At 60.0% G+C, this 21943-nt stretch carries 22 protein-coding genes and 1 pseudogene; 17 read left to right on the top strand and 6 right to left on the bottom strand.

The features are described 5' to 3' along the window. Window positions 1-237: 237 nt before the first annotated feature. On the bottom strand, window positions 238-1137 hold the full coding sequence (locus tag ASU33_RS07035; RefSeq protein ID WP_059069626.1) for a UbiA prenyltransferase family protein: 900 nt from the start codon (window positions 1135-1137) through the stop codon (window positions 238-240). 40 nt (window positions 1138-1177) lie between these two features. On the opposite strand from ASU33_RS07035, the gene ASU33_RS07030 reads away from it, so the two are divergent. Beyond that, the gene (locus ASU33_RS07030) at window positions 1178-3427 is read left to right on the top strand and encodes an efflux RND transporter permease subunit (protein WP_059069624.1); all 2250 of its coding nucleotides are present in this window, start codon (window positions 1178-1180) and stop codon (window positions 3425-3427) included. A 237-nt stretch (window positions 3428-3664) separates the two neighbouring features. Here ASU33_RS07030 and ASU33_RS07025 read toward each other — a convergent pair whose 3' ends face one another. Next, the gene (locus tag ASU33_RS07025; RefSeq protein ID WP_059069621.1) at window positions 3665-3910 is read right to left on the bottom strand and encodes a hypothetical protein; all 246 of its coding nucleotides are present in this window, start codon (window positions 3908-3910) and stop codon (window positions 3665-3667) included. Window positions 3911-4028: 118 nt separating this feature from the next. Here ASU33_RS07025 and ASU33_RS07020 point away from each other — a divergent pair, with 118 nt between their 5' ends. After that, a complete protein-coding gene (locus ASU33_RS07020; RefSeq protein WP_059069619.1) occupies window positions 4029-5279 on the top strand; it encodes a cation:proton antiporter domain-containing protein in 1251 nt (416 codons plus the stop codon). Between the two features lie 66 nt (window positions 5280-5345). Next, the gene (locus tag ASU33_RS07015) at window positions 5346-6710 is read left to right on the top strand and encodes a YfcC family protein (protein WP_059069618.1); all 1365 of its coding nucleotides are present in this window, start codon (window positions 5346-5348) and stop codon (window positions 6708-6710) included. 2 nt (window positions 6711-6712) lie between these two features. Here the strand turns inward: ASU33_RS07015 and ASU33_RS07010 are convergent, their stop codons facing one another. Both ASU33_RS07010 and ASU33_RS07005 read right to left on the bottom strand, forming a co-directional pair. Continuing rightward, window positions 6713-7282, bottom strand: coding sequence for a hypothetical protein (locus ASU33_RS07010; protein ID WP_059069616.1), 570 nt, complete (start codon window positions 7280-7282; stop codon window positions 6713-6715). Between the two features lie 118 nt (window positions 7283-7400). After that, window positions 7401-7796, bottom strand: a complete 396-nt coding sequence (locus ASU33_RS07005) for a DUF6960 family protein (RefSeq protein WP_434060534.1) — start codon at window positions 7794-7796, stop codon at window positions 7401-7403. A gap of 299 nt (window positions 7797-8095) precedes the next feature. On the opposite strand from ASU33_RS07005, the gene ASU33_RS07000 reads away from it, so the two are divergent. Further along, window positions 8096-8809, top strand: coding sequence for a DUF421 domain-containing protein (locus ASU33_RS07000; RefSeq protein ID WP_160328150.1), 714 nt, complete (start codon window positions 8096-8098; stop codon window positions 8807-8809). Window positions 8810-8854: 45 nt separating this feature from the next. After that, a complete protein-coding gene (locus ASU33_RS06995; RefSeq protein ID WP_059069609.1) occupies window positions 8855-9547 on the top strand; it encodes a YetF domain-containing protein in 693 nt (230 codons plus the stop codon). Here the strand turns inward: ASU33_RS06995 and ASU33_RS06990 are convergent. After that, a complete protein-coding gene (locus ASU33_RS06990; RefSeq protein WP_059069607.1) occupies window positions 9544-10236 on the bottom strand; it encodes a hypothetical protein in 693 nt (230 codons plus the stop codon). The two genes, ASU33_RS06995 and ASU33_RS06990, sit on opposite strands and share 4 nt — an antisense overlap. A gap of 117 nt (window positions 10237-10353) precedes the next feature. On the opposite strand from ASU33_RS06990, the gene ASU33_RS21785 reads away from it, so the two are divergent. From ASU33_RS21785 to ASU33_RS06980, 4 genes and pseudogenes are all read left to right on the top strand, one after another. Further along, the gene (locus ASU33_RS21785; RefSeq protein ID WP_286130430.1) at window positions 10354-11118 is read left to right on the top strand and encodes an alpha-amylase family glycosyl hydrolase; all 765 of its coding nucleotides are present in this window, start codon (window positions 10354-10356) and stop codon (window positions 11116-11118) included. Window positions 11119-11166: 48 nt separating this feature from the next. Next, window positions 11167-11733, top strand: a pseudogene (locus ASU33_RS21780) (alpha-amylase family glycosyl hydrolase); the annotation flags it as partial. After that, window positions 11710-12198 (top strand): alpha amylase C-terminal domain-containing protein, encoded by a 489-nt coding sequence (locus ASU33_RS21775; protein ID WP_286130475.1) that lies wholly within the window; start codon window positions 11710-11712, stop codon window positions 12196-12198. The pseudogene ASU33_RS21780 and the gene ASU33_RS21775, both read left to right, overlap by 24 nt. Window positions 12199-12474: 276 nt before the next feature. Beyond that, a complete protein-coding gene (locus tag ASU33_RS06980) occupies window positions 12475-14307 on the top strand; it encodes a glycosyltransferase (protein WP_059070745.1) in 1833 nt (610 codons plus the stop codon). Window positions 14308-14385: 78 nt separating this feature from the next. Here ASU33_RS06980 and ASU33_RS06975 read toward each other — a convergent pair whose 3' ends face one another. Further along, on the bottom strand, window positions 14386-15417 hold the full coding sequence (locus ASU33_RS06975) for a fasciclin domain-containing protein (RefSeq protein WP_078062943.1): 1032 nt from the start codon (window positions 15415-15417) through the stop codon (window positions 14386-14388). A gap of 121 nt (window positions 15418-15538) precedes the next feature. Here ASU33_RS06975 and ASU33_RS06970 point away from each other — a divergent pair, with 121 nt between their 5' ends. From ASU33_RS06970 to trpS, 8 genes are all read left to right on the top strand, one after another. Continuing rightward, window positions 15539-16348, top strand: coding sequence for a DUF4198 domain-containing protein (locus ASU33_RS06970; protein WP_059069602.1), 810 nt, complete (start codon window positions 15539-15541; stop codon window positions 16346-16348). Window positions 16349-16426: 78 nt separating this feature from the next. After that, window positions 16427-16801 carry an STAS domain-containing protein gene (locus ASU33_RS06965; RefSeq protein ID WP_059069601.1) on the top strand — a complete coding sequence of 125 codons (375 nt, stop codon included), beginning with the start codon at window positions 16427-16429 and terminating at the stop codon, window positions 16799-16801. Window positions 16802-16935: 134 nt separating this feature from the next. Beyond that, entirely contained in the window at window positions 16936-17856 is a 921-nt protein-coding gene (locus ASU33_RS06960; protein ID WP_059069599.1) for a ribonuclease Z, read from the top strand. Between the two features lie 143 nt (window positions 17857-17999). Continuing rightward, complete coding sequence (locus tag ASU33_RS06955) at window positions 18000-18761, top strand: queuosine precursor transporter (protein WP_059069598.1); 762 nt, start codon at window positions 18000-18002, stop codon at window positions 18759-18761. Between the two features lie 19 nt (window positions 18762-18780). Continuing rightward, window positions 18781-19431: a hypothetical protein gene (locus tag ASU33_RS06950; RefSeq protein ID WP_149867086.1), complete on the top strand. Its 651-nt coding sequence runs from the start codon at window positions 18781-18783 to the stop codon at window positions 19429-19431. Between the two features lie 129 nt (window positions 19432-19560). Next, complete coding sequence (locus ASU33_RS06945) at window positions 19561-20103, top strand: hypothetical protein (protein ID WP_149867085.1); 543 nt, start codon at window positions 19561-19563, stop codon at window positions 20101-20103. Between the two features lie 188 nt (window positions 20104-20291). After that, a complete protein-coding gene (locus ASU33_RS06940) occupies window positions 20292-20891 on the top strand; it encodes a hypothetical protein (protein ID WP_059069591.1) in 600 nt (199 codons plus the stop codon). A 15-nt stretch (window positions 20892-20906) separates the two neighbouring features. After that, complete coding sequence (trpS, locus tag ASU33_RS06935) at window positions 20907-21884, top strand: tryptophan--tRNA ligase (protein ID WP_059069589.1); 978 nt, start codon at window positions 20907-20909, stop codon at window positions 21882-21884. Window positions 21885-21943: the final 59 nt, after the last annotated feature.

The following is a 21943-nucleotide window of genomic DNA, read 5'->3' as shown; positions in this document are numbered from 1 at the left end:
CAGGTGCGAGGTGATGGATAGCAGCGCGGCAGTAAGTACTGCTGAGACAAATGGCGGATGGATAGAGGCCGGGAAATTTGAGCCTGTTTGGTAATATAGGCTTAGGTCATGCTGAGCGAAGCCGAAGCATCTCTACCGCTTCACCAGATAGTAGATTACTATCCGTAGAGATGCTTCGGCTTCGCTCAGCATGACGTTCGAAGTGCCGTTATAGCTAAATCCAAACACGCGCTTAACCTACCAGAGCCGCCCGGCAATTTCGACGATGATTGACACGTAACTGGTGAGCATGAACAGCGACACCAGCAACTCGGCCAACTTTAGGGTTTTGGTGCGCGGCTTAGCCAGGCTGCCTAGGTAGGCACCCACTGTTACCACGTACAGCACACCCATCAGGGCAAAGGGCCATAGGCGCGTGGCCAGCAAATTCAGCAAGTAGCCCTGCACCAGCACGCCGGCCAGCAGCACCACCAGCACGGCCACAATAGCTCCCACGTAACCTAGAGAGCGGGAGTACGAATCGACCCCAGTGCGCTCGGCTTCGGGCGTTTTGATTTTGCGGGCAATTTCGAACGACAAGCCGCCGAGCAGGCTGAGCAGCGCCAGCAGCAGCAACGGCACCGAGAGCAGCGGCTGCGCGGCGTAGGCCGACCACACCCAGCCAATAATCAGCGGCATAATGAGCAGGTGCGTGAAGGCATACAGCACCAGCCGGGCCCGCAGCCAATCGCGCACAAAAAACTCATAGCGCATCAGCAGGCTGTAACTCACCACCAGCACCCAGGCCAGCAGCGTGCCCCAACTCATCCAGGCCGACCATGCCGCCTCCAGCACTAGCCCTGCCCACGCCACGCGCTTTAGCTGACCTAGGCTAACGCGGCCCGATTGCAACACGCGGTGCGGAAAGTGCTCCTGATCGGAGGCGTAATCTTTGATTTCGTCGAATACCCGAAGCCGGAAAAAGAAGGATATTGTAGCCAGAATGCCCACTGCCTCCTGCGGGCCAAATGCCGCTGGCTTTGCTGGTTGCGTGGCCTGCGCCACGGCCAACACCGTGAGGAACAAAATGGCAAACAATGCCATGTTGACGAGCGGAAAACGCTCGTGCAGGTAAGCAGGAAAGTGGCGCCAATTCATGGCAAGCAAATTACACCCACGGCCGCCCTATCGCACCCACATGATTGAGGGATTACACAAATTTCGTTTTTGGCTGCTCGGGCTGGTGCTGGTGGTATGCGCGCTGTTGTGGCCAGGTGTGCGGGCCGCCGTGCAGGTTGACAATAGCTTGGAAGCATGGTTTCTGGAAGGCGACGCCAGCCTGCAGGCCTACCGCGACTTTCAACAGCGCTTCGGCAACGATGAAGTACTGATTGTGGTGGTGCACGACGACCACTCGGTACTGACGCCGGAATACTTCCGGCGCTTCCGCCGGCTTAGCCAGGAGTTGGAGCGCATTCCGGCCGTGGCGGGCATACTCGGCCCCGGCAACGCCATGGTGCCCAAGCGAGCGGCCCGAGGTAGCAGCGCCCAACCGCTACTCAAGGCCAACACCCAGCCGGCCGAAGTGCGGCAGCTGCTAGCCAAACACACGGTATTGCGCGAGCAGCTTTTCAGCCCCGATTATCGTACGGCGCGCTTTCTGGTGCAAATGCGCCAACTGCCCGATTTTGATGCGCAGCGCGGCAACATTGTGGCGGCCGTGCAGCGCGCGGTATATGCCAACGTTCCCCGCGAGCATGCCTACCTAGGCGGCGTAGGCGTTATTTACGCTGGTCTGAATGCCTTGTCGCAGCAGGATTTCGGCTTCTTTCTGGGCTTGGGTTACCTACTGATGTTTGCCGTGTTTGCCCTGCTGTACCGCAACGGTTGGCTGCTGCTCTACGTGCTGGGCATTGTGGGGCTGGCCACCTACGTAACGCTGGGCGTGTACGGCGCCCTGGGTTACCGGCTGAACCTGATGACCGTACTGCTGCCGGTGGTGCTGATTTTGCTGGGGTTTATGGATGCCATGCACGTCATCAACGAGCGCAACCTAGTGGCCGCACCGGGTATGTCGCGGCAGGAGTCGGCGCTGCAGGCGCTGCGCAACACGTTTTCGCCCTGCCTGGCTACCATGCTTACCACCGTGGCGGGCTTTTTGGCGCTGGTTACCAGCCCCATGGCCATTCTGAAAACGTTCGGCTTGTTTGCGGCCTTGGGCATTGCCTTGTGCTTGCTGTTCACTTTTCTGCTGGGCGTCCTGATACTGCCCCTCGCCATGCCCGCACCTAGGGCCACGCGCACCACCAGCTCGGCGCTGGCGCGGCTTTACGAGGTTATCCTCAGTCGCAAAGGCGCATTCACGGTCGCCTCAGTAGCTCTAGTGCTGCTGGCTTCGGCCGGCACTACCCTGCTGCAAGCCGATACCTACACCCTAGGTTACTTCCCCGGGAACCACGCCGTGGTGCACGACCACCAGGCTATGGAAAAAACCTGGGGCCCGTACATGCCCCTGGAGCTGTTGGTTGAGCCCAAACCCGGCCACCAACTCGATGATGCAGCCTTGGTGCAGGCCGCCGCTGCCTTCGCCGATTCGGCCCGCACCTTGCTGGGCGTGGGCCGCGTGTTCGGCTTTCAGTCGCTTTACGAAGCCGGCCTCGAAACCCGCTTTCCGGGCAAAGGCCGCGCGGCGCTCCGCAGCCAAAGCTTGCTCCGGAAAGTGCACGAGCAGCTAACGACCTATTACCCGCAGCTAACCGGGCAGTTTATGCACATCCCGAGCCAAACCGGGCGCATCACTGTTTCGGGCGCTATGCTCTCGGCGCGGCAGCTCACCGCCAAAACCGATACCCTGCTGCGCATGGCCCGCAACACCTTAGGTGCCGTGGCTACGGTACGGCCGGCCGGCTACCAGCCCATGTACGCCCGCATTGTGGAGTACGTAACCACCTCGCAAACCAACAGCCTGCTGCTATCGGCCTTTATGGTGTTCGGGCTGGTGTGGCTGTACGTGCGCAGCTTTCGGTTGGCGCTGCTTACGGTAGTGCCCAATCTGTTTCCGGTGCTGGTGCTGCTCGGCGTTATGGGCTGGTTTGGCATTGCCCTCGACACCGCCACGGCCAGCATTGGCGCCATTGTGCTGGGCTTGTGCGTCGATGATACGGTGCACTACATTCACCATTACCGGCAGGCGCGGCTCGGCGGCCAATCGCCGCACCAGGCGCGGCTCAGCACCATCACGCACGTAGGGCCTACCATTGTGCTTACCAGCATTATTTTGTTTGCCGGTTATGCTGTTATGGGCTTTGGCTCGCTGAAAACGGTGGAGCTGTTCGGATTACTCACGGCCGTTTCGGTAGCAGCGGCGCTGTTTGGCGAAATCATCATCTTCCCGCTGGTGCTCGAGCGGTTCGATCGGGAGCCAGAACGGCAAGTAGCGCGGGTTTAGGTACGCGTTCGTGGGTAAGTAGATTTTGAATTGGTTTAGGTGCAGTTCTCCTAGGTCGTCAGGTTGAGCCAAGTCGAAGCATCTCTACCGCTTCGTCAGATAGTAGAATATTCTGGGTAGAAATGCTTCGACAAGTGGACGCTAGATGAAGCATGATGTTCTGGGGGAGTAACTGTAAACGCACCTAGCACAACAGTTCTGGCGTTGGCCAGGCGCCTTTGCTACATCCCTAAACCCCTACAGCTCCTCAGGCAGTCGCACGCTATCGAGCCAGTTCTGCAGCAGCGCCGGCTTCTGGAACAGGTTGATGAACAGCACCCGCTCCTCGCCTACCAAGCGCCACACTTCGGCATAAAAATCCTCCAGGGCATACAGCTGCAAGCGGCACCCGTGCTCGGCGCGGTCGGCCAGGTGGTGGCCGGTGCGCAGCAGGTGCTCGGTCTGCTGACCCAGGGGTAATTGAGCGAAAGCGGCGAATTTCATAACAACACAGCAGCAACGGCGCGGCCGACTAGAACCGAAGATACAACGATTAGCGGGCAAGGGGTTCCCCGGCAGCGGCCCCGGATAAGTTGCCGCGGCAGCCGTATAAGCCCCTTACATGTCTACCCCGATACTCATTATCATACTTGGCTGCCTGATCTTTTTTGGGCACTATTTGTCCGAGGTATTCGAGCGTACCAAGCTGCCCGAGGTGATTGGGCTGCTGCTAGTGGGCTTGCTGCTGGGCCCGGTACTGGGCGTGGCGCACGCCAAGGATTTCGGCCAGGGCGGGCGCCTGTTCACCAACATCGTACTGGTATTCATCTTGTTCGAAAGCGGGCTCGATGTGCACCTGCAGCAGTTGCAAGCCTCGTTGCGCGGCTCGGTGGGGCTTACGGTGCTCAACTTTATCGTGTCTACGCTGCTCGGAGCTGCCGTAGGCCAGTGGCTGGCCGGGCTCGATTTGCTTTCGGCCCTGATGCTGGGCTCTATTTTGGGCGGCACGTCGTCGGCGGTAGTCACCTCACTCATTCGCAAAGTGCAGGTGCAAGAGGGCACCTCGGCCACGCTGGTTATTGAGTCGGCGTTCAGCGACTTGTTTACCCTGGGCGTGCCTCTGTCGCTAATGACGGCCTACGACGATGCCCGCTTCAACGTAGGCTCGATGTTCGGGCAAATGGTGGCCTCGCTGGTGCTGGCCGTGCTCATTGGCGTGGGCGGTGCCCTAGGTTGGTCGTGGATTCAGGGGCGGGTGCCCAGCCTGCAGAAAACGCGTTTCTCCACGCCGGCTTTCGTGTTCATCGTGTACGGGTTGGTGGAGATGATGGAGTTCAGCGGGCCTATTGCGGTGCTTACGTTCGGTATTATGCTGGGCAACATTGCCCTGCTCCGCCCCTACCGGCTGGCGCGCTACATTCCGGCCAACCCCGTTACGCTACGCGCAGATGAGAAGTCGTTCTTCTCCGAAATCGTGTTTTTGCTGCGCACGTTTTTCTTCATCTACGTGGGCCTGAGCATCGAAATGGACAACGCCTGGCTGGTAGGCACGGGCGCCATCCTTACAGTGCTGTTGCTGATAGCGCGCATACCCGTGGTGCGGGCTTCAGCACCGCCCCGTACGCCCCTGCTCGATTTGTCGGTAATGAGCATCATGATTCCGAAAGGCCTGGGCGCGGCCGTGCTGGCCACGCTGCCCGCGCAGCGCGGCATTCCTACCGGCGAGGTTATCCAAACCATCACCTTCTCGGTAATTCTGTGCACTACGCTGCTGTGCACCTTGCTGTTTGTGCTGGTGGAGCGCGGCACGCTGCTGGGCTTTTACCGGCTGTTTTTCCCGGGCGCACCTAGGGAGGCCGAGCCCGAAAGCTGAGGCCTGGCCGCGGCTCCTCAGCGCGCCGTGTGTTTCCTTTGCAGCACACACCTGCTTCTCCACCCCATGCCCAAGTTTCGTTTTCCGCACCCGCTGGTGCTGTTGGTTGGCTTTATCCTGTTGGCCGTAGCCCTGAGCTATGTGCTGCCCGCAGGCCGCTTTGAGCGGCGCGAAGATGCCGTAACCAAGCGCGAGGTGGTGGTGCCGGGCTCCTACCACCTGGTGCCCGCCACGCCGGTTTCGCCGCTCGATGCCGTAACGGCCATTCCGCGCGGCTTGCAGGAGGCGGCCGATGTTATCTTCCTGGTGTTCCTGGCCGGCGGCGCGTTTACGGTGGTCGACCAAACCGGTGCGTTGCGGCGCGGCGTCGATTGGCTAGTGCAGAAGCTGCGCGGACGCGAGGCCCTGGTGATACCCGTGGTGGCGCTGCTGTTTGCCACCATGGGCGCCCTCGAGAACATGCAGGAAGAAATTGTGCCCTTGGTACCGGTGCTGCTGGTGCTGATGCGCCGCATGCGCTACCCGGTGCTCACGGCGGCGGCCGTAAGCATTGGCGCGGCCGCCGTAGGCGCTGCGTTCAGCCCGCTCAACCCGTTTCAGGTGGGTATTGCGCAAAAGTTGGCGGGTTTGCCGCTGCTCTCGGGCATGGGTTTCCGAATGGTGTTTTTGGCCGTGGCGCTGCTGATCTGGATTGGCGGCACCCTGCGTTACGCCCTGCGCCACCGCGAAACCGCGCCCCTAGGTGCTGCCGATGCCACGGAGCTGGAGGCCGAAGCCGCCGCGCAGGAAGGCGGCCACCGCCACGGCTTGGTGCTGCTGTTGCTGCTGGCCACCTTCGTGTACTTTGCCTACGGCGTGCTGGAGCTGGGCTGGGACTTCGGGCAGATGTCGGCCTTGTTTTTTGTGCTCGGCGTAGCGGCCGGGCTGGTGGGCGGCTTGGGCCTAACCGGCACGGCCGAGGGCTTTATTGCTGGCTTCAAGGACATAGCTTTTTCGGGCATGCTGATTGGGTTTGCCCGTGCCATTTTCGTGGTGCTCGAGCAAGGCCAAATCGTGGATACCATCGTGAACGGCATGTCGGCGCCGCTGGCGCACTTGCCCGTCACGCTATCAGCCCTAGGTATGCTGGGCGTGCACACGGCCCTGCACCTGCCCGTGCCGAGCGTAAGCGGGCAAGCCGTGCTTACAATGCCCATCCTCACGCCGCTGTCGGATTTGCTGGGCCTTTCGCGGCAGGTTACGGTGCTGGCGTACCAGTACGGTGCGGGTTTGTGCGAGCTGATAACGCCTACCAACGGCGCCCTCATGGCCATTGTAGCGGCTTGCGGCGTGCGCTTCGATCAGTGGTGGAAGTTTGCCCTGCCCCTTTACTTGCTGCTGGTGCTGCTGGCCGTGGTAGCCATTGTGCTGGCTATTGCCCTAGGTGTGTAACGCTACTTAGCCGGCACCAGTGCGGGCACCAGCTTGGGCTCGGGCGTGCTGAGCACCGCATAGGCGAGCAGCCCCCACGCCCCTACCGTGTACCAACCAGCTATGCTGGCAGCTACATCGCGCCCGAGCACCGGCACCAGCGCGAAAAACACCGGCAAGAACAAGGCACAGGCCAAGGGTACAAAGCGGCGCCAACCCGCCCACATGCGGGTGCGCAGCACAGCAACGCCCGCTATCAGCATCAGCGCCATGCTGCCGGGCCAAGCCATATCAGCCACGAAGTACACGAGGTGCTGTTGCCGGCCCACCGTCATGTCAAACACCTGCTGCATGCTGGCCAGGGCAAACAGCGTGAGCTGCGCAGTATACAGCACTTGGGCGCCGCGGCCACTGCCGGTAAGGCGGTTGTGGCGCAGGGCGGTGGCACTGCACGCCCAGCCCACCAAAAACAGCAGCCCAAACCCCGCCGAAACCGACTCGGCCCAGGGCGCTTTGCTGAAACCAACCATGCCCATGAGCTGCAGGCAGGGCGAAAACACGAGGGCAATGATGCCGAGGGTACGATTGTTCATGGCGCTGTCGGGGGAAAAGAGTGAACGTGTGCGACACTCGTAAAGAACCCCGATTGCCCGCCGCCGCGCAATCACATAAACGGGCTATACCCGTTGGCTATTTGCCAGTTACGCGCCGCTACGAAGCCCGCAGCTCGTCGGCCTCGAACACCTGCGGCACTTTCTTTTTGCGCACCACAATCTGGTAGCGGGCCCGGTTGCGGCTTTCGTCCCAGAAAATATCCGACACCAACCCGCGCAGGCGCGGCTGCCCGGGCTCCAGCGCCACGGCCTCTACCGTGTCGCCAAAGCCAAACGGCGGCCGCTGAATGGGCCGGAACAGCTCGGGGCGCACCAAAAACTGTTGCTCGTCGTAGCGCAGCGTAATCCACTCGTCGTCTTCCCTGATCTTCTCGAACACCTTATTCACGGGCTCCACCCACTCGAAAGTGCGGCGGTTGGCCGGGTGCACGTAGGTGTAGCCGTAGGCGGGGGTCCAGCCATAGAGGCCGAATTCGAGCATGGGGCGAGGCACAGGTAAAAACGGTTGGTGAGCGTGAAAAACAAACGCCGGGTTTAAGCCCAGGGTTTGCGGAGCGCAAAAGTAACCACGCCCACTTGCCTGCGCTTAACAACCAACTTACCCTAGGTGTTTGGCGTGGTACAGAACTAATAAAATACGTTTTTATCGCGGCAACCCTGCCCCCCAACTTGCCCGTTCAAGAGCTTCAGTCCAAAAGAGTTGCGGGGCTGAAGCGCAGGAAATTCGGTGGTATTACAAGCCCAGGTGCGGCAGCCCGCGGCACCTGCATGGGCTACAATTGCGTGTTGATTATGAAGAAGGAGGAAATTCACCTAGGCGATATTGAGCGCATCGTGTTGGGGCAAGCTCCGCTTGAGTTTATGGCCGAGGTGTTGGTGCGCACTGCCGTTATCTACCTAGCGCTGCTGATTGTGCTGCGCCTGCTGGGCAAGCGCATGAACGCGCAGCTCACCATTACCGAGCTGGCCGTAATGATTACCCTAGGTGCCATTGTGGCGGTGCCCATGCAAATACCCGACCGTGGCCTGCTGCCCTCCATTGTGGTGCTGCTGTGCGTGCTGGTGCTGCAGCGCGGCCTTAGTTACCTAACGGTGCGGAGCCGGGCAGCCGAAGTAGCCGTGCACGGCGACGTAACGCTGCTGGTGCAGGATGGCGTGCTGCAAACCGACGAGCTGAAGAAAGCCGCCATTTCGCACGAGCAGTTGTTTGCCCAAATCCGCTCGCACGATGTGGTGCACCTAGGGCAGGTAAAGCGCGTGTACCTCGAGGGCGGCGGCCACTTTAGCGTGTTCAAAAACCCCGAGCCCAAACCCGGCCTGAGCGTGTTGCCGCTCAAGGATAAAAAGCTGCACAAGCAGGAAGGCAAAGCCAGCGGCCAGCATGCCTGCCTGCACTGCGCCACCGTGGTTGATGCCCAAACGGCCCGCGGTGCCTGCCCCACCTGCGGCCACGAGCAATGGACGCACGCCGTAGCCGAAACCAGCCCCGTAGCTGCCGAGGCCTAGGTTGGGCGTCGCCTTATTTAGTTATCCACCTAAACTATACCGACGATGAAGCCGGAGGATATTCAGTTGACCGATATCATGCGGATTCTGCAGGGCCAAGTACCCTGGAGCTTTCTGTTCGAAGTCGTAATCCGCATTGTTTTTCTGTACCTGTTGCTGGTCGTTTCGATGCGCCTGATGGGCCGCCGTATGGCCTCCATGCTCAACCGCAACGAAATGGCGGCGCTGGTATCGTTGGCGGCTGCCATTGGCGTACCCATGCTCGCCCCCGACCGCGGCCTGCTGCCTGCACTGCTGATTGCCACCGTGGTGGTGCTCACGCAGCGCGGCATTGCGCAGTGGGCCCGGCGCAACAAATCCTTCGAACGGATTTCGCAAGACGACGTGTCCATTATCGTGGAAGACGGCCGCCTGCAACACAGCGCCATGCTCGAAACGCTGCTCTCGCGCGAGCGGCTGTTTGCCGAGTTGCGCTTTGCCGGCCTCGACCACCTAGGCAAGGTAAAGCGCGCCTACATGGAGTCAAACGGCAGTTTTACGGTGCTGAAGCAGCCCGAACCACAGCCCGGCCTTACCCTGCTGCCCGGCTGGGACGAGGAATACATCAGCGAGCAACCCAAAGCGCCCGACACCTACGCCTGCTGCAACTGCGGCCATGTGCGCCACAGCCGCGGCCACGACCCCAACACCGCCTGCGACCATTGCGGCGAAAAACGCTGGACGCAAGCCGTGGTTTAAGCCTGCTCTTGCTCGGGCTGCCGTTGCGCGCCTAGGTGGTGCTGAGCCACGTGCGCCAACACCTGTTGCTGCAGCTCGGCCGCGTTGTGCATTCGGCCCAAGCTAATGCGCTGCTGCCGGCCTCCCAACCAGGTTACGAGCACATCGGTAGGGCCCGCGGGCCCAATGGCCTGCACCTCGGCCCAACGTACCCGCGTGGTGCGGGCAAAAGGATTCAGCCGCACGCTAAAGCCCTTGGCGTGCAGGTGCAAAAACCGGCGGGCATCAAGCTGCGACATCCGGAAAGCAAGAACCACAAATACCAAGGCCGTGGCTACATACAGCCACGGCAGCACATGAAACTTGTGCGGCGCGCCGGCCAGCTCGGCCTCGTGGTGGCGGTGCCAAATGTGGTAACCCTCCAGCAGCAGAATACCCGCCGCGGCCAGCTCCAGCCAAGCTACTCGTTCGCGGTGGTGCGGGTGCTTGCGCAGGTGCATCAGCTCGCGCAGTAGCAGCACTACGTAGGCGGCACCCACGGCAATTTCGGCGGCCGTAATCCAGGTAAACGGTTCGCCGCCCAACACCGCCGCCACGCTGCTGAGCAGTACCAGCGCCGGCACCAGATGTGACAACGCCTTGCCGCGCTGCCGTTTGGCGTGGTTACGATGGTAAAGCGTGATGCGCTCAGGGGTAGCAGTTGCATTCATTACTCCCAAGCACGCGAAAATCTGCCACCGCCGCAACTTTCTGCGGGCGGCCAAACACAACCAAACCCACCGAAAATCAGTAGCAGCAGGTACTGACGAGCTTTTCCGTACCACACCATGCCTGCTACAACCCTAGGTGCCGCGCCCGCCGCTGCGGCACCCGTGGCTGCCCTCCCCGCCGGGATGGGCGCCATCCTACATGCCGAGGGCACTGCCTTTCGCGTGTGGGCTCCCCATGCCACTGCCGTTTCGGTAGTCGGCGATTTTAACGACTGGAACCCCAAACAGCACCCGCTGCTGCCCGAGCCCAACGGCTACTGGGCCGCCAATGTACCGGCGGTGCAAGCCGGCGCCGAATACCGCTTTTGGTTGCGCACTGCCGAGGGCCACGAGCTAACCCGCAACGACCCCTACGCCCGCGAGGTAACGCACTCGAGCGGCAACTCCGTGGTACACGACCCCGCCTTCGATTGGGCCGACGACCACTTCGAAATGCCCGCCTGGAACGAGCTAGTGATTTACGAGCTGCACGTGGGCACCTTTAACGCGCCCGACGCCGAGCGACCGGGCACTTTCCTGGATGTGATTGAGCGCCTGCCTTACCTGCAAAAGCTGGGCATCAACTGCATTGAGGTGATGCCGGCCACCGAGTTTCCGGGCAGTCGCTCGTGGGGCTATAACCCCTCCCACCCCTTTGCGCTCGAAACCGACTACGGCGGACCGCTCGCCTTTAAGCAACTCGTAAAATCCGCTCACCAGCACGGTATTGCCGTGATTCTCGACGTGGTGTACAACCACTTCGGCCCCGGCGACCTGGATTTGTGGCAGTTCGACGGCTGGCACGAAAACGACGGCGGCGGTATTTACTTCTACAACGATTAACGCGGCGAAACGCCCTGGGGCCACAACCGCCCCGATTACGGCCGCCCCGAAGTGCGCCAGTACATCCGCGACAACGCCCTGCATTGGCTTGAGGAGTATCGCCTCGATGGGCTGCGGGCCGATGCCATTGCCCACGTGCGTAACGTCGACGGCTCCGCCGACCCCACCCGCGACTTGCCCGATGGCTGGAGCTTGATGCGCTGGATCAACGAGGAAATTCGGGAGCGGATGCCCTGGAAGATTACCATTGCCGAGGATTTACTCAGCAACGAGTACATCACCCGGGCGCCCGAGTCCGATGGGCAAGGCTTTGCTGCCCAATGGGATGCTGCCTTCGTGAACCGCGTGCGCGATGCCCTCATCACGCAGCACGACGCCGACCGCGACCTAGGCGCCGTGGCCGAAAGCGTGCTACAGTGCTACAACGGCGATGCTTTTCAGCGCATCATCTACACCGAGTCGCACGACGAGGTGGCCAACGGCAAATCGCGCGTACCCGAGGAAATTATGCCCGGCGAGGCGGCGCACTGGTTCCCGAAAAAGCGCGCGGCCCTAGGTGCCGTGCTGGTTTTTACCGCGCCGGGCATTCCGATGATCTTCCAGGGGCAGGAGTTTTTGCAGGACGGTTACTTCTCCGACGATCAGCCCCTCGACTGGGGCCGTGCCCGGGAGCACCGCGGCCTCGTGCACCTCTACCGCGACCTAATTGCCCTGCGCCGCAACCTGCACGGCTACTCGGCGGGCCTGTTGGGGCAACACACCCAGTTGCTGCACCTCAACCACGAGCAAAAAGTATTGGCTTACCAACGGTGGGCGCACGAGGGCGGCCCCAACGACACCGTGGTGGTGCTACTAAATTTCGGCAACACCACCCACGAGGCTTACCGCCTGGGCCTGCCCGCTGCCGGCCATTGGCAAGTACGCTTCAACAGCGACTGGCAGGGCTACGACGCCGACTTCGACAACTTCCCGGCCCTAGGTGCCGATACCCAACCGGGCGACTACGACGGCTGCCCGCAGTTTACCGAACTCGGCCTGCCGCCCTACTCCGCGCTGATTTTGTCGCAATCGGCTACTTAGAGTTGCCCAGCCCGCGGGGCTCCTAAAGCACCTAGGCGCTTGCTGAAAACCAGCCCAGCGGGGCCGCCAAACTGGCGTTTGGCGGCCCCGCTGATGTTATAGCCTGCCGCGGCAGTTGCCATTGCGCCCTGCACGAACATCGCCACTGATTATCAGGCACCTAAAACGCGGCGGTTTCCTTTTGGCCGTTGCATACGTAATCAGCGGTTGTTGCAGTGCCAATCACGACTATATTTCAGCCGACTCCACCAATCTAGCCACCTTATGCAGTTTCCTATGCCCGCCCCCGAAGCCGTAGTACCCGGTGCCCTGCTCGTGGAAGTAGCCTGGGAAGTGTGTAATCAAGTGGGCGGTATCTACACGGTAATCCGCTCGAAGGTGCCGGCTACCGTGGAGGGTTGGGGCGACCGGTACTGCTTGGTGGGCCCGTACTTTCCGCAAACGGCGCAGGCCGAGTTCGAGCCGCTTTCCGATACGCAAATGGCCGCGGCGTACGCCGACCCTGTTGCCCGCGCCGTAAAAAAACTGCGCCAGCAGGGTTTGGATGTGTGCTACGGCCACTGGCTGGTAACAGGCAAGCCGCGCGTGGTGCTGCTTTCGCCCTACCAGGCCTATCCACAGCTCAATCAGCTGAAGAAAGACCTGTGGGAGCATCACGGCATTCCGTCGCAGGAGAACGACGATTTGCTACACCAGGTAACGGCATTTGGGCATTTGGCTAAACTGTTTGTGCTGGCCCTCGAGGCCGAACTGGCCGAGGCCAACCTGCAGTTGCTGGCCCACTTTCATGAGTGGATGGTGGGCTCGGCCATACCGGCCCTGCGCCGCGAGCAAACCAAGGCGCACTTGGTGTTTACCACCCACGCCACGCTGCTCGGCCGCTACCTGGCCATGAACGACCCCAACTTTTACGACCACCTGCTGTACGTAGACTGGGAGAAGGAAGCGCGGCACTTCAACATCGAAACGGCCGTGCGCATGGAGCGCGCCGCCGCGCACGGCTCGCACGTGTTCACCACCGTGTCGGAGCTAACGGTGCGCGAGTGCATTTACCTGCTCGACCGCATCCCCGACGCGGTGCTGCCCAACGGCCTCAACATCGAGCGGTTTGTGGCCTTGCACGAATTCCAGAACCTGCACCAGCAGTACAAGCAGCGCATTCACGAGTTCGTGATGGCGCACTTCTTCCAGTCGTACTCCTTCGACCTCGACAAGACGCTGTACCTGTTTACCTCGGGCCGCTACGAGTATCACAACAAGGGCTTCGATCTGACGCTGGAGGCGCTGGCGCGCCTCAACTACCGCATTCAGCAAAGCGGCCTCGAGGGGCAAGTGGTGTTGTTCATCATCACCAAGCGCCCCTACCACAGCATCAACGCCGATGTGCTGCAAAGCCGGGCCATGCTCGATGAGGTGCGCGACACCTGCCACGCCATTGAGCAGCAAGTAGGCGAGCGGCTGTTTTACCAAGCCGCCAGCAGCACCGAGTACCAGCTGCCCAACCTCTCCGATTTGGTTGACGACTACTGGAAGCTGCGCTACCGCCGCACGCTGCAAAGCTGGAAAACCTCGCGCCTGCCCCCGGTTATCACCCACAACCTCATCGACGACTCGAACGACGAAATTTTGGACTTCCTGCGGCGGGCCAACCTCGTCAACAATCGCCACGACCGCGTCAAGATCGTGTACCACCCCGATTTTGTGTCGCCCACTTCGCCGCTGTTCGGCATGGAGTACGGGCAGTTTGTGCGCGGCTGCCACCTAGGCGTTTTCCCGAGCTACTACGAGCCGTGGGGCTACACCCCGCTCGAGTGCGTGGCCCGCGGCGTGCCGGCCATCACCTCCGACCTATCGGGCTTCGGTGACTACGTGCAGCAACACGTGCCCGAGCACGAGCAGAAGGGCATTTTTGTGGTGCGGCGCAAGGAGCGCAGTTTTGATGAGGCCGCCGATGAGCTCTGCGACATGCTCTGGCGCTTCGTCATCCAGAACCGCCGCGAGCGGATTACGCAGCGCAACCAGGTAGAAAGTTCCTCCGAGCAATTCGACTGGCACCAGTTGCGCCAGTACTACGACCGTGCCTACGCCCTAGCCATGGAGCGCGAGTAGCCCCGCACCACAATACAAAAAGGCCGCTGCCAGAATTGGCAGCGGCCTTTTGCGTGGTTAGGTACCTAGGGCACGTGCTCAGGGCTGCGGCAACAGAACCCGGTCGATTACGTGCACCACGCCGTTGGTGGCGAGCAGGTTGGCCGTAACCACGTTGGCAGGCGTGTTGCCGTTGCCGGCGCCACGCACGGTTACGGCGTTGTTGTTTACCCCAATGGTCACGTTGCCATTGAGCGTAGCCACGGTTTGGTTGTTGGTCAGGTCAGTTGAGAAGGCGCGGGCGTTGTTTACGATGTGCAGCTGCAGCACACGCACCAGCACGTCGTTGGGCACTTGATCGAGGCTAGTAAAGCCAAGTTGCTGGAGCAGGGCGCGGAAGGCAGCATCGGTGGGCGCAAACACCGTGAGGTTGGCACCGGCATTGGCGGCAGCCGTCAGCAACGCCGAAGCGGCGGGGCGTTGCAGGGCTTGCAGCAGCAGCGTAAACTCGGGGTTGGTGCTGGCCGAAGCGCGAGCCACTACGATTTCCGGAATGCGCTGCGAAGGCGGCAGCAGCACCCGATCAATCACGTGCACCACGCCGTTGCTGGCGTCCACATCGGCCTGCGCTACGCGGGTGTTGCCGTTGATGGCCACTCCGCCCGCGGCCGGCTTGCTGATGTAAACCGTGTTGTCGTTGATGCCAGTGCTGGCGGGGCGTTGGGTGGTGTAGGCTTGGGCGTTCAGCTCATTAGCGTTCAGGTCGCCGGCCAGTACGTGGTACAGCAAAATGCCGCGCAGCGTGGCAATCTGGTTTTGGTCGGTAATGCCGTTGATGTTCTGGGCGTTGTTAAAGGGCGCGGGCAACTGCGCAAAGGCATCGTTGGTGGGGGCAAACACCGTTAGCTCCGTGGTACCGCTGAGCGTCGTTCCCAAATCTGCTTTCTGCACGGCGGCAACCAGCGTGGTAAGATTGGAATTGCTTTGCGCCACCTGCACAATATTGGATTGGGCAGGCCCTGAGTCGTCATCGTCGTCGTCGCAGGCGGTGAGGCCCAGGCTGGCCAGTACGGCGCAAATCATCCACGCACGGGTTAGCACGCGCGTAAGCAGGTGTGGTGTGGTTTTCATGTTTGTTTAAACTTTTACCCTTAAACATTAAACAACACCTATACCGTAATCTTCTGCGGATTGTTTGCGTTTGGCCGATCTTTGTTGAATGCTCTTCCGACGGATTGGTCTTTTTTCAGCAATGTTGATAGCCCTGGGTGCTTCGGCCAGCGAGTTTTGGCTGCAGCCCGTGCGCTTTGTGGTGGCTCCGGGCAGCTGCGTGCACCTAGGGCGTTGGGTAGGCCAGCAGTTCAGAGGCGAGCGGTGGTCTGGCAACAGCCAGCGCCTCGAAGAGCTGGCGCACCTGCAACCGGGCGGCACCCGCGCCAACCTCACGGCCACAGCCCGCCAAGCCGATACCCTGCAAACCAGCGTGTTGCTCAAGCAGCCGGGCACCCACATGCTGGGGTTCCGAACCAACAATGCCACTATTAGCATGACGGGCGCTGAGTTTACCGATTACCTGCGCGCCGAAGGCCTCAGCGACATCCTGGCCCTGCGGCAGCGCCGTCGCCAAACCACTGCTCCGGCCCGCGAGCGGTACCGCCGCTGTGCCAAAACGCTCATCCAAGCCGGCCGTGCTACCCCTACCGACACCACCTGGCAACGGCACCTAGGGCACCCGCTCGAAATCCTTTTGGAGCAGAACCCGTATACGCTGCGCCCCGGCGCTGCCCTCACGGTAGTAGTGCTGGCTGCCGGGCGCCCCGCGTCCAACCAAACGGTGCAAGCCTGGTTGCGGCCCCACGCCGGCGGCAGCACCCAACATTTTACCCTGCATACCAACAATAATGGCCGTACGCTGTTACGCCTACTCCACCCCGCCGACATTCTGCTGAGTATCGTTCGGATGGAGCCCTACGCCGCCCCCGCCGAAGCCGATTGGCAAAGTACCTGGGCCACGCTCACCTTTGCATTCCCGGGCGATAAATCACCCTCGCGCATCAATTAATGCCTGATTTCCCTTAGATTCAGACATTCATTTTTTTACTACCTTCGCAACTCCCACGTACTACCGAAGACGTCCCGTATGAAGTACTCCATTGATAAAAAAGAGAACTACACGATTATTACGATTGACGAGAAAAAGCTCGACACTACCGTCGCGCCCGATCTGAAATCGGAGTTCGTGAAGCTCAACGCCGAAGGCATCAACAACCTGATCCTCGACCTGCAAAATGTGAAGTACACCGATTCGTCGGGACTGAGCTCTATCCTGATTGCCAACCGCCTCTGCAACTCAACGGGCGGCCTGCTGGTACTCACCGGCCTGCAAGATCACGTGATGAAGCTGATCACCATCTCCAAGCTGGAGTCGGTACTGCACATTCTGCCCACCGTGGAGGAAGGCATCGACCGCATTTTCCTGCACGCCATCGAGCGCGACCTTACCAACAAGGAATAGTTTTTGATTCGTTGTCAGTCGGAAGGTTGTCAGTTGTCAGTGCCACAAGCTGATAACTGACAACCTTCTCTGTTTTTCGGCCGTCTTCCCAAAGCCGCTCTTTCCCCCCTGACATTTCGCAACGGGCAACAAACTTGGAGTTCGAGTTAACCATCCTCGGCAGCGCCTCGGCCACTCCCATGCTGGGGCGCCACCACACGGCACAAGTGCTTACGGTGGGCCGCGAGCCCTACCTGATTGATTGCGGCGAGGCTACGCAAGAGCGCCTCATCGAGCAGCGCATTCGTTTCGGGCGCATCAACCGCATCTTTATTTCGCACCTGCACGGCGACCATTTTTTTGGCCTGTTTGGCCTCCTAGGTACCCTGCACCTGCAAGGCCGCCAAGAGCCGCTGCACATTTACGGCCCCACCGGGCTCGATGAAATAATTACCACGCAGCTGCGCTGCTCCGGCACCCCGCTCGCCTTCGATGTGGAGTTTACGGCCGTGGATACCGAGCGCCATCAACTGATTTTTGAAGACGCCTCGGTGCAGGTGTATACCTTGCCCATGCGCCACCGCATACCCTGCTGCGGCTACCTGTTTCGGGAGCAGCCCCGCCGCCGCCGCCTGCTCAAGGAAAGCTTGCCGGCCGGCCTCACGCCCGAGCAGCTGCAAGCCCTAACCCGCGGCCAGGACCTGCACGACGAAGCCGGCCACGTGCTCTTGCGCCACACCGACGTAACCACGGCCCCGGCCCCACCCCGCTCCTACGCCTACTGCGCCGACAGCATTTTTCAGGAAAACCTCGCCGATGCCGTGCGCGGCGCCGATTTGCTGTACCACGAGGCGACGTTTTTGCACGAGATGCTCGACCGCGCCCAGCAAACAGGCCACTCCACGGCCCGGCAAGCCGGCCAGTTTGCCCGCCTAGCCGAGGTAAAGCAGCTGATCATCGGGCACTTTTCGTCGCGGTACCGCGATTTGCAGCCCCTGCTAGCCGAAGCCAAACGCGAGTTCGAGAACACCCAACTTGCCATCGAAGGCTTAACCGTGGCGGTGCCCAGCCTCTAACAGCCGTGCCGCTCCGCTACCTTGCTTTGGCGTGACTCTCAGCCCTAGGTAGCGTTTCTGGCGCTTCATTTCAGCAACCGGCTACGGCGTGCCAGCTCACCCGATAGCGCGGCTTTTCGGGGCTGGCGCTATACCTTTCCGCCATGAGCATTACCGCTACTTCTTCGTTTGCGCACAAAAAGCAGCAACTATACCTTGTTCTGAGTGCCATTTTTCTGGTTAATGCACTGCTCGCCGAAATCATCGGGGTTAAAATTTTCTCGGTTGATGAGCTAATGGGCTTGCCCGGCAACCTCACGGCCGGCGTGCTCATCTGGCCGGTGGTGTTCGTTACTACCGACATTCTCAACGAGTACTTCGGCCCCAAAGGCGTGTTGCGCGTGAGCTTGCTTACGGCCGGGCTTATTCTGTATGCCTTTGGCATCATCTACGCCACTACCAAGCTACCGCCGGCGGCCTTCTGGCTCGATGTCAACAAAACCGACGACCTAGGGCGCCCCTTCAACATCGACTTCGCCTACCAGAGCATTTTTCGGCAGGGCGGCAACATCATCATCGGGTCCATTGTAGCCTTCGTGGTCGGCCAGATTCTCGACGCCACGGTGTTCCAGGCGCTGCGCCGCATCACGCGCAACCGACTCATTTGGCTGCGCGCCACCGGCTCCACGCTCGTGTCGCAGCTCGTCGATTCGTTTGTGGTGCTGTTCGTAGCCTTTTATGTTTTCGGCAACTGGAGCTTCGAGCAAGTCCTGAGCGTGGCCAACACCAACTACTGGTATAAATTCGCAGCCGCCATTCTGCTCACGCCCGTGCTCTACTTCGCCCACGCCCTCATCGACCGCTACCTAGGGAAGCAGGAAACGGTGGAGCTGCAGCAAGAGGCCGAGGCGAATGTGAGCGTGTAAGTGCGCCATACTTATTCAATTGATGAAGCTTTACTGCTTTTTTTTCCTCTTGTTGTTGCCGCAGGCGCTACGGGCTCAGTTTACCCGTTTTGAGTCAGGGACATACATACTGGGCAAGGATCCGCGCATCAGCTACCCGGCACAACTAAAACTTCAGGAGAAAAAGCAGTTACTGCTGGTCCGAAACCCAGAAGTAAAAACGCTCGAGCTTACTCCTGAAGAAGTTTCGTACGCCCGCATCGGCAAACAAGCCTACCTGACGGCTGGCAGCTTCAACATCGGCACCAAACTACTGACCGGCGGCATCGTTACGAGGGCCTTTGTTCCGGTGCTCGACAGTGGCTGTATTATGCTGATGCGCTACGAGTACAAGGAACGGGATGAAGTTATGACCGATCCAAAATACCCCGGTGCTTCATTTACGCGCCGCCACATGTACTTGCTCCAGTCGCCTGCCAGCTACGCTGTAACGGTTCTGCCCGTGGGTACGCAGTGGGGCAACAGCCGCTTTCAGGAAGGACTATCCCTTCATCTGGCTTCGCGTCCTGACTTAGTTGAACTGGTTCAGCAAAGCCGCATAACGGAAAATAATTTGCGTGCCGTCATTCAGGCTTTCAACAGCAATCAACCCTACCAACCCGTTCCTAACTCAACATCTTCGCGCCCCTAGGGTCGCAACTATTTTATCAGTTCTTCCGGCCACCTATTCTTAATTATGCACAGCGCAATTACACGCGTATTATTCTTAACTGCAATGTTTGTAAGTGGCTTTGTTTGCGTGGGCAACGCCCAATACCTAGTGTCGACTCTGAAAGGGCAAGGCACCTACGTGCTGCGCAACGGCAAGTCCGGCGTTGATAAATTGACTTTTTCCACGCGCGAAAAGTCGAAGTTGTTCGTGGGAGGTTGGCCGGGCGGCACCAGGTACGAGGCCACGGAAGTGCAGTCGTTCACCATCGATGGCCATACGCTGCTGCCGGCTGGCAATTTCGATTACTATATGGGTACCACCGGGTTGGGTGGGCACGAGTACCACGCCGAAAATGCGTTCATAGAGTACATCGACACGACGGGCTATTTGCAGCTTGCGCTTTTTCGTACCGCTGAACCCATGGGCTCTAGCGGTATGGCAAGCTTTGCCATTTACCTGCTGCGCCGCCGCGGCGACAAAGAGTTCGTGCAGGGACCTGACAACTTTCAAGCTTGGGCTAAAGATTACCGCTTAGAGTTGGCCGAAGAACTAAAACCTTGGCCCGAGTTGCAGCAGGCAGTGCGTTCTGGTACTGCTAACTTTAGAACCTTTCCCACATACATTCGCCGAGCCAACGAACAAGCTCGATAGCTTTTCTAGCTTTCCGGCGTGCCCATGGGCATATACAGTGCTACCGGCCGCCGCACTAGCAAATAAAAAACCTTGCAAGGGGAGATAGAGGGTAACAAACTCGCTGCTACCCCACAACTCTCTCTATTCTTGATAATTGTATGCGCTTATTGTGCTTAGCCCTAGGTTTGCTTGTAGCGCCACTCGCAATGGCCCAATCCTCTACCTTCAAGCCAGGCTCTTACATTCTCAATAAAGAGCAAACCGTTCGGCACAACGGCGAGCTAAAGTTGCGCGACGGCAACACCCTTGCGGTGAAGAACGCGCAAGGAAAAACCCTGAAATTGACTCCCGACGATGTTCACGCCTTCAGCATTGGCAGGCGTAAATACACAGTTGCCAAGGGTTTTCTGGTGAATCTGGGCAGCAGCTACGTCGATAAAGCCTTTGTGGAGCAAGTAGATAGCGGCATAGTGGTGTTGCTGAATTACACTTATGCCGTTAGCTCGCCCGGGCACATGACAGCGGGAGGTGGCATGGTTGGGGGCGGCACGTCCAGTAAGCCCGAATACCTGATCAGATGGGCCAAGGACAGCACGCTCACGGCCCTCACCACCGGCGGGTGGAACGGCGGCCCGTATTTTCGCGAAATGCTTCGGCCTTTTTTGGTTTCGCGCCCCGATCTGGTGAAGCTGGTCGACGAAAAAATAGCAACACCGGAAACGTTGATTCCCGTTATTCTCTCGCTGAATCGGAATTTACCTTGCCCGTTGAGCAGCATCGGTACATCTTCCGGCAAACAAGACTGACAATTACTTCCATACATGTCCCGCATCCTTACAGGCATTCAGAGCACGGGCCGGCCGCACCTAGGCAACCTGCTCGGCGCCATTCTGCCAGCCATCGAGCTGTCGAAAGACAGCAGCAACGAGTCGCTGCTGTTTATTGCTGATATGCACTCGCTCACCACGGTGCGCGATGCCGAATTGCTCCGCCAAAACACCTACGCTGTGGCCGCCGCGTGGCTGGCCTGCGGTTTCGATACCGACAAGAACCTGTTCTACCGCCAGTCGGATGTGCCGCAGGTAACCGAGCTGACGTGGTACCTCTCGTGCCTGACGCCGTACCCGATGCTGGCCAACGCGCACTCGTTTAAGGATAAATCGGGCCGCTTGGCGGATGTAAACGCGGGCTTGTTTACCTATCCCGTGCTGATGGCCGCCGACATCCTGCTCTACGATGCCGAGTTTGTGCCCGTGGGCAAAGATCAGATTCAGCACCTCGAGATTACGCGCGACATTGCTTCGGCTTTCAACAACCGCTACGGCGAAACCTTCGTGCTGCCCGAAGCCCGCGTGGACGAGCAAATTCAGACCATTCCGGGCCTCGATGGGCAGAAGATGAGCAAGTCGTACGGCAACATCATCGACATCTTCCTCGACGACAAAGCCTTGCTGAAGAACATCCGCAGCATCGTGTCGGACAGCACCCCGCTCGAGGCCCCCAAAAACCCCGATACCGATACCACGTTCAAGCTGTTTTCGCTGCTGGCCTCGCCGGCCGAGGTTGCCGAGATGCGCGAAAACTACCTGCGCGGCGGCTACGGCTACGGCCACGCCAAACAGGCGCTCTACGAGGTGATCCGCACGCGCTTTGCCAAGGAGCGCGAGCTGTTTAGCTACTACATGGAAAACCTGCCCGAAATTGACCGGCGCTTGGCCGAGGGCGCCCGCAAGGCCCAGGCCTACGGCACCAACGTGCTTAACAAAGTGCGCGAGCGGGTGGGTTACCTGCCTAGGTAACGCAGCCAACGCAAAAACAAAGCGGGGCCGCTGTTCTGGGTTCAGAACAGCGGCCCCGC

The sequence above is a fragment of the Solirubrum puertoriconensis genome (genome assembly GCF_001483135.1).
Classification (GTDB): Bacteria; Bacteroidota; Bacteroidia; order Cytophagales; family Hymenobacteraceae; genus Solirubrum; species Solirubrum puertoriconensis.
This window is presented reverse-complemented; position numbering and strand designations above follow the sequence as displayed.

Excerpts from the sequence above, each read along its gene's own strand:
- ASU33_RS07015 (WP_059069618.1), top strand. The coding sequence starts at position 5,346 with ATGCCCAAGTTTCGTTTTCCGCACCCGCTGGTGCTGTTGGTTGGCTTT.
- ASU33_RS06965 (WP_059069601.1), top strand. The coding sequence starts at position 16,427 with ATGAAGTACTCCATTGATAAAAAAGAGAACTACACGATTATTACGATT.
- ASU33_RS06970 (WP_059069602.1), top strand. The coding sequence starts at position 15,539 with ATGTTGATAGCCCTGGGTGCTTCGGCCAGCGAGTTTTGGCTGCAGCCC.
- trpS (WP_059069589.1), top strand. The coding sequence starts at position 20,907 with ATGTCCCGCATCCTTACAGGCATTCAGAGCACGGGCCGGCCGCACCTA.
- ASU33_RS06940 (WP_059069591.1), top strand. The coding sequence starts at position 20,292 with ATGGCCCAATCCTCTACCTTCAAGCCAGGCTCTTACATTCTCAATAAA.
- ASU33_RS21785 (WP_286130430.1), top strand. The coding sequence starts at position 10,354 with ATGCCTGCTACAACCCTAGGTGCCGCGCCCGCCGCTGCGGCACCCGTG.
- ASU33_RS07025 (WP_059069621.1), bottom strand. The coding sequence starts at position 3,910 with ATGAAATTCGCCGCTTTCGCTCAATTACCCCTGGGTCAGCAGACCGAG.
- ASU33_RS07000 (WP_160328150.1), top strand. The coding sequence starts at position 8,096 with ATGAAGAAGGAGGAAATTCACCTAGGCGATATTGAGCGCATCGTGTTG.
- ASU33_RS07035 (WP_059069626.1), bottom strand. The coding sequence starts at position 1,137 with ATGAATTGGCGCCACTTTCCTGCTTACCTGCACGAGCGTTTTCCGCTC.
- ASU33_RS07010 (WP_059069616.1), bottom strand. The coding sequence starts at position 7,282 with ATGAACAATCGTACCCTCGGCATCATTGCCCTCGTGTTTTCGCCCTGC.
- ASU33_RS06995 (WP_059069609.1), top strand. The coding sequence starts at position 8,855 with ATGAAGCCGGAGGATATTCAGTTGACCGATATCATGCGGATTCTGCAG.
- ASU33_RS07020 (WP_059069619.1), top strand. The coding sequence starts at position 4,029 with ATGTCTACCCCGATACTCATTATCATACTTGGCTGCCTGATCTTTTTT.
- ASU33_RS21775 (WP_286130475.1), top strand. The coding sequence starts at position 11,710 with ATGATCTTCCAGGGGCAGGAGTTTTTGCAGGACGGTTACTTCTCCGAC.
- ASU33_RS06990 (WP_059069607.1), bottom strand. The coding sequence starts at position 10,236 with ATGAATGCAACTGCTACCCCTGAGCGCATCACGCTTTACCATCGTAAC.
- ASU33_RS06955 (WP_059069598.1), top strand. The coding sequence starts at position 18,000 with ATGAGCATTACCGCTACTTCTTCGTTTGCGCACAAAAAGCAGCAACTA.
- ASU33_RS06980 (WP_059070745.1), top strand. The coding sequence starts at position 12,475 with ATGCCCGCCCCCGAAGCCGTAGTACCCGGTGCCCTGCTCGTGGAAGTA.
- ASU33_RS07030 (WP_059069624.1), top strand. The coding sequence starts at position 1,178 with ATGATTGAGGGATTACACAAATTTCGTTTTTGGCTGCTCGGGCTGGTG.
- ASU33_RS06975 (WP_078062943.1), bottom strand. The coding sequence starts at position 15,417 with ATGAAAACCACACCACACCTGCTTACGCGCGTGCTAACCCGTGCGTGG.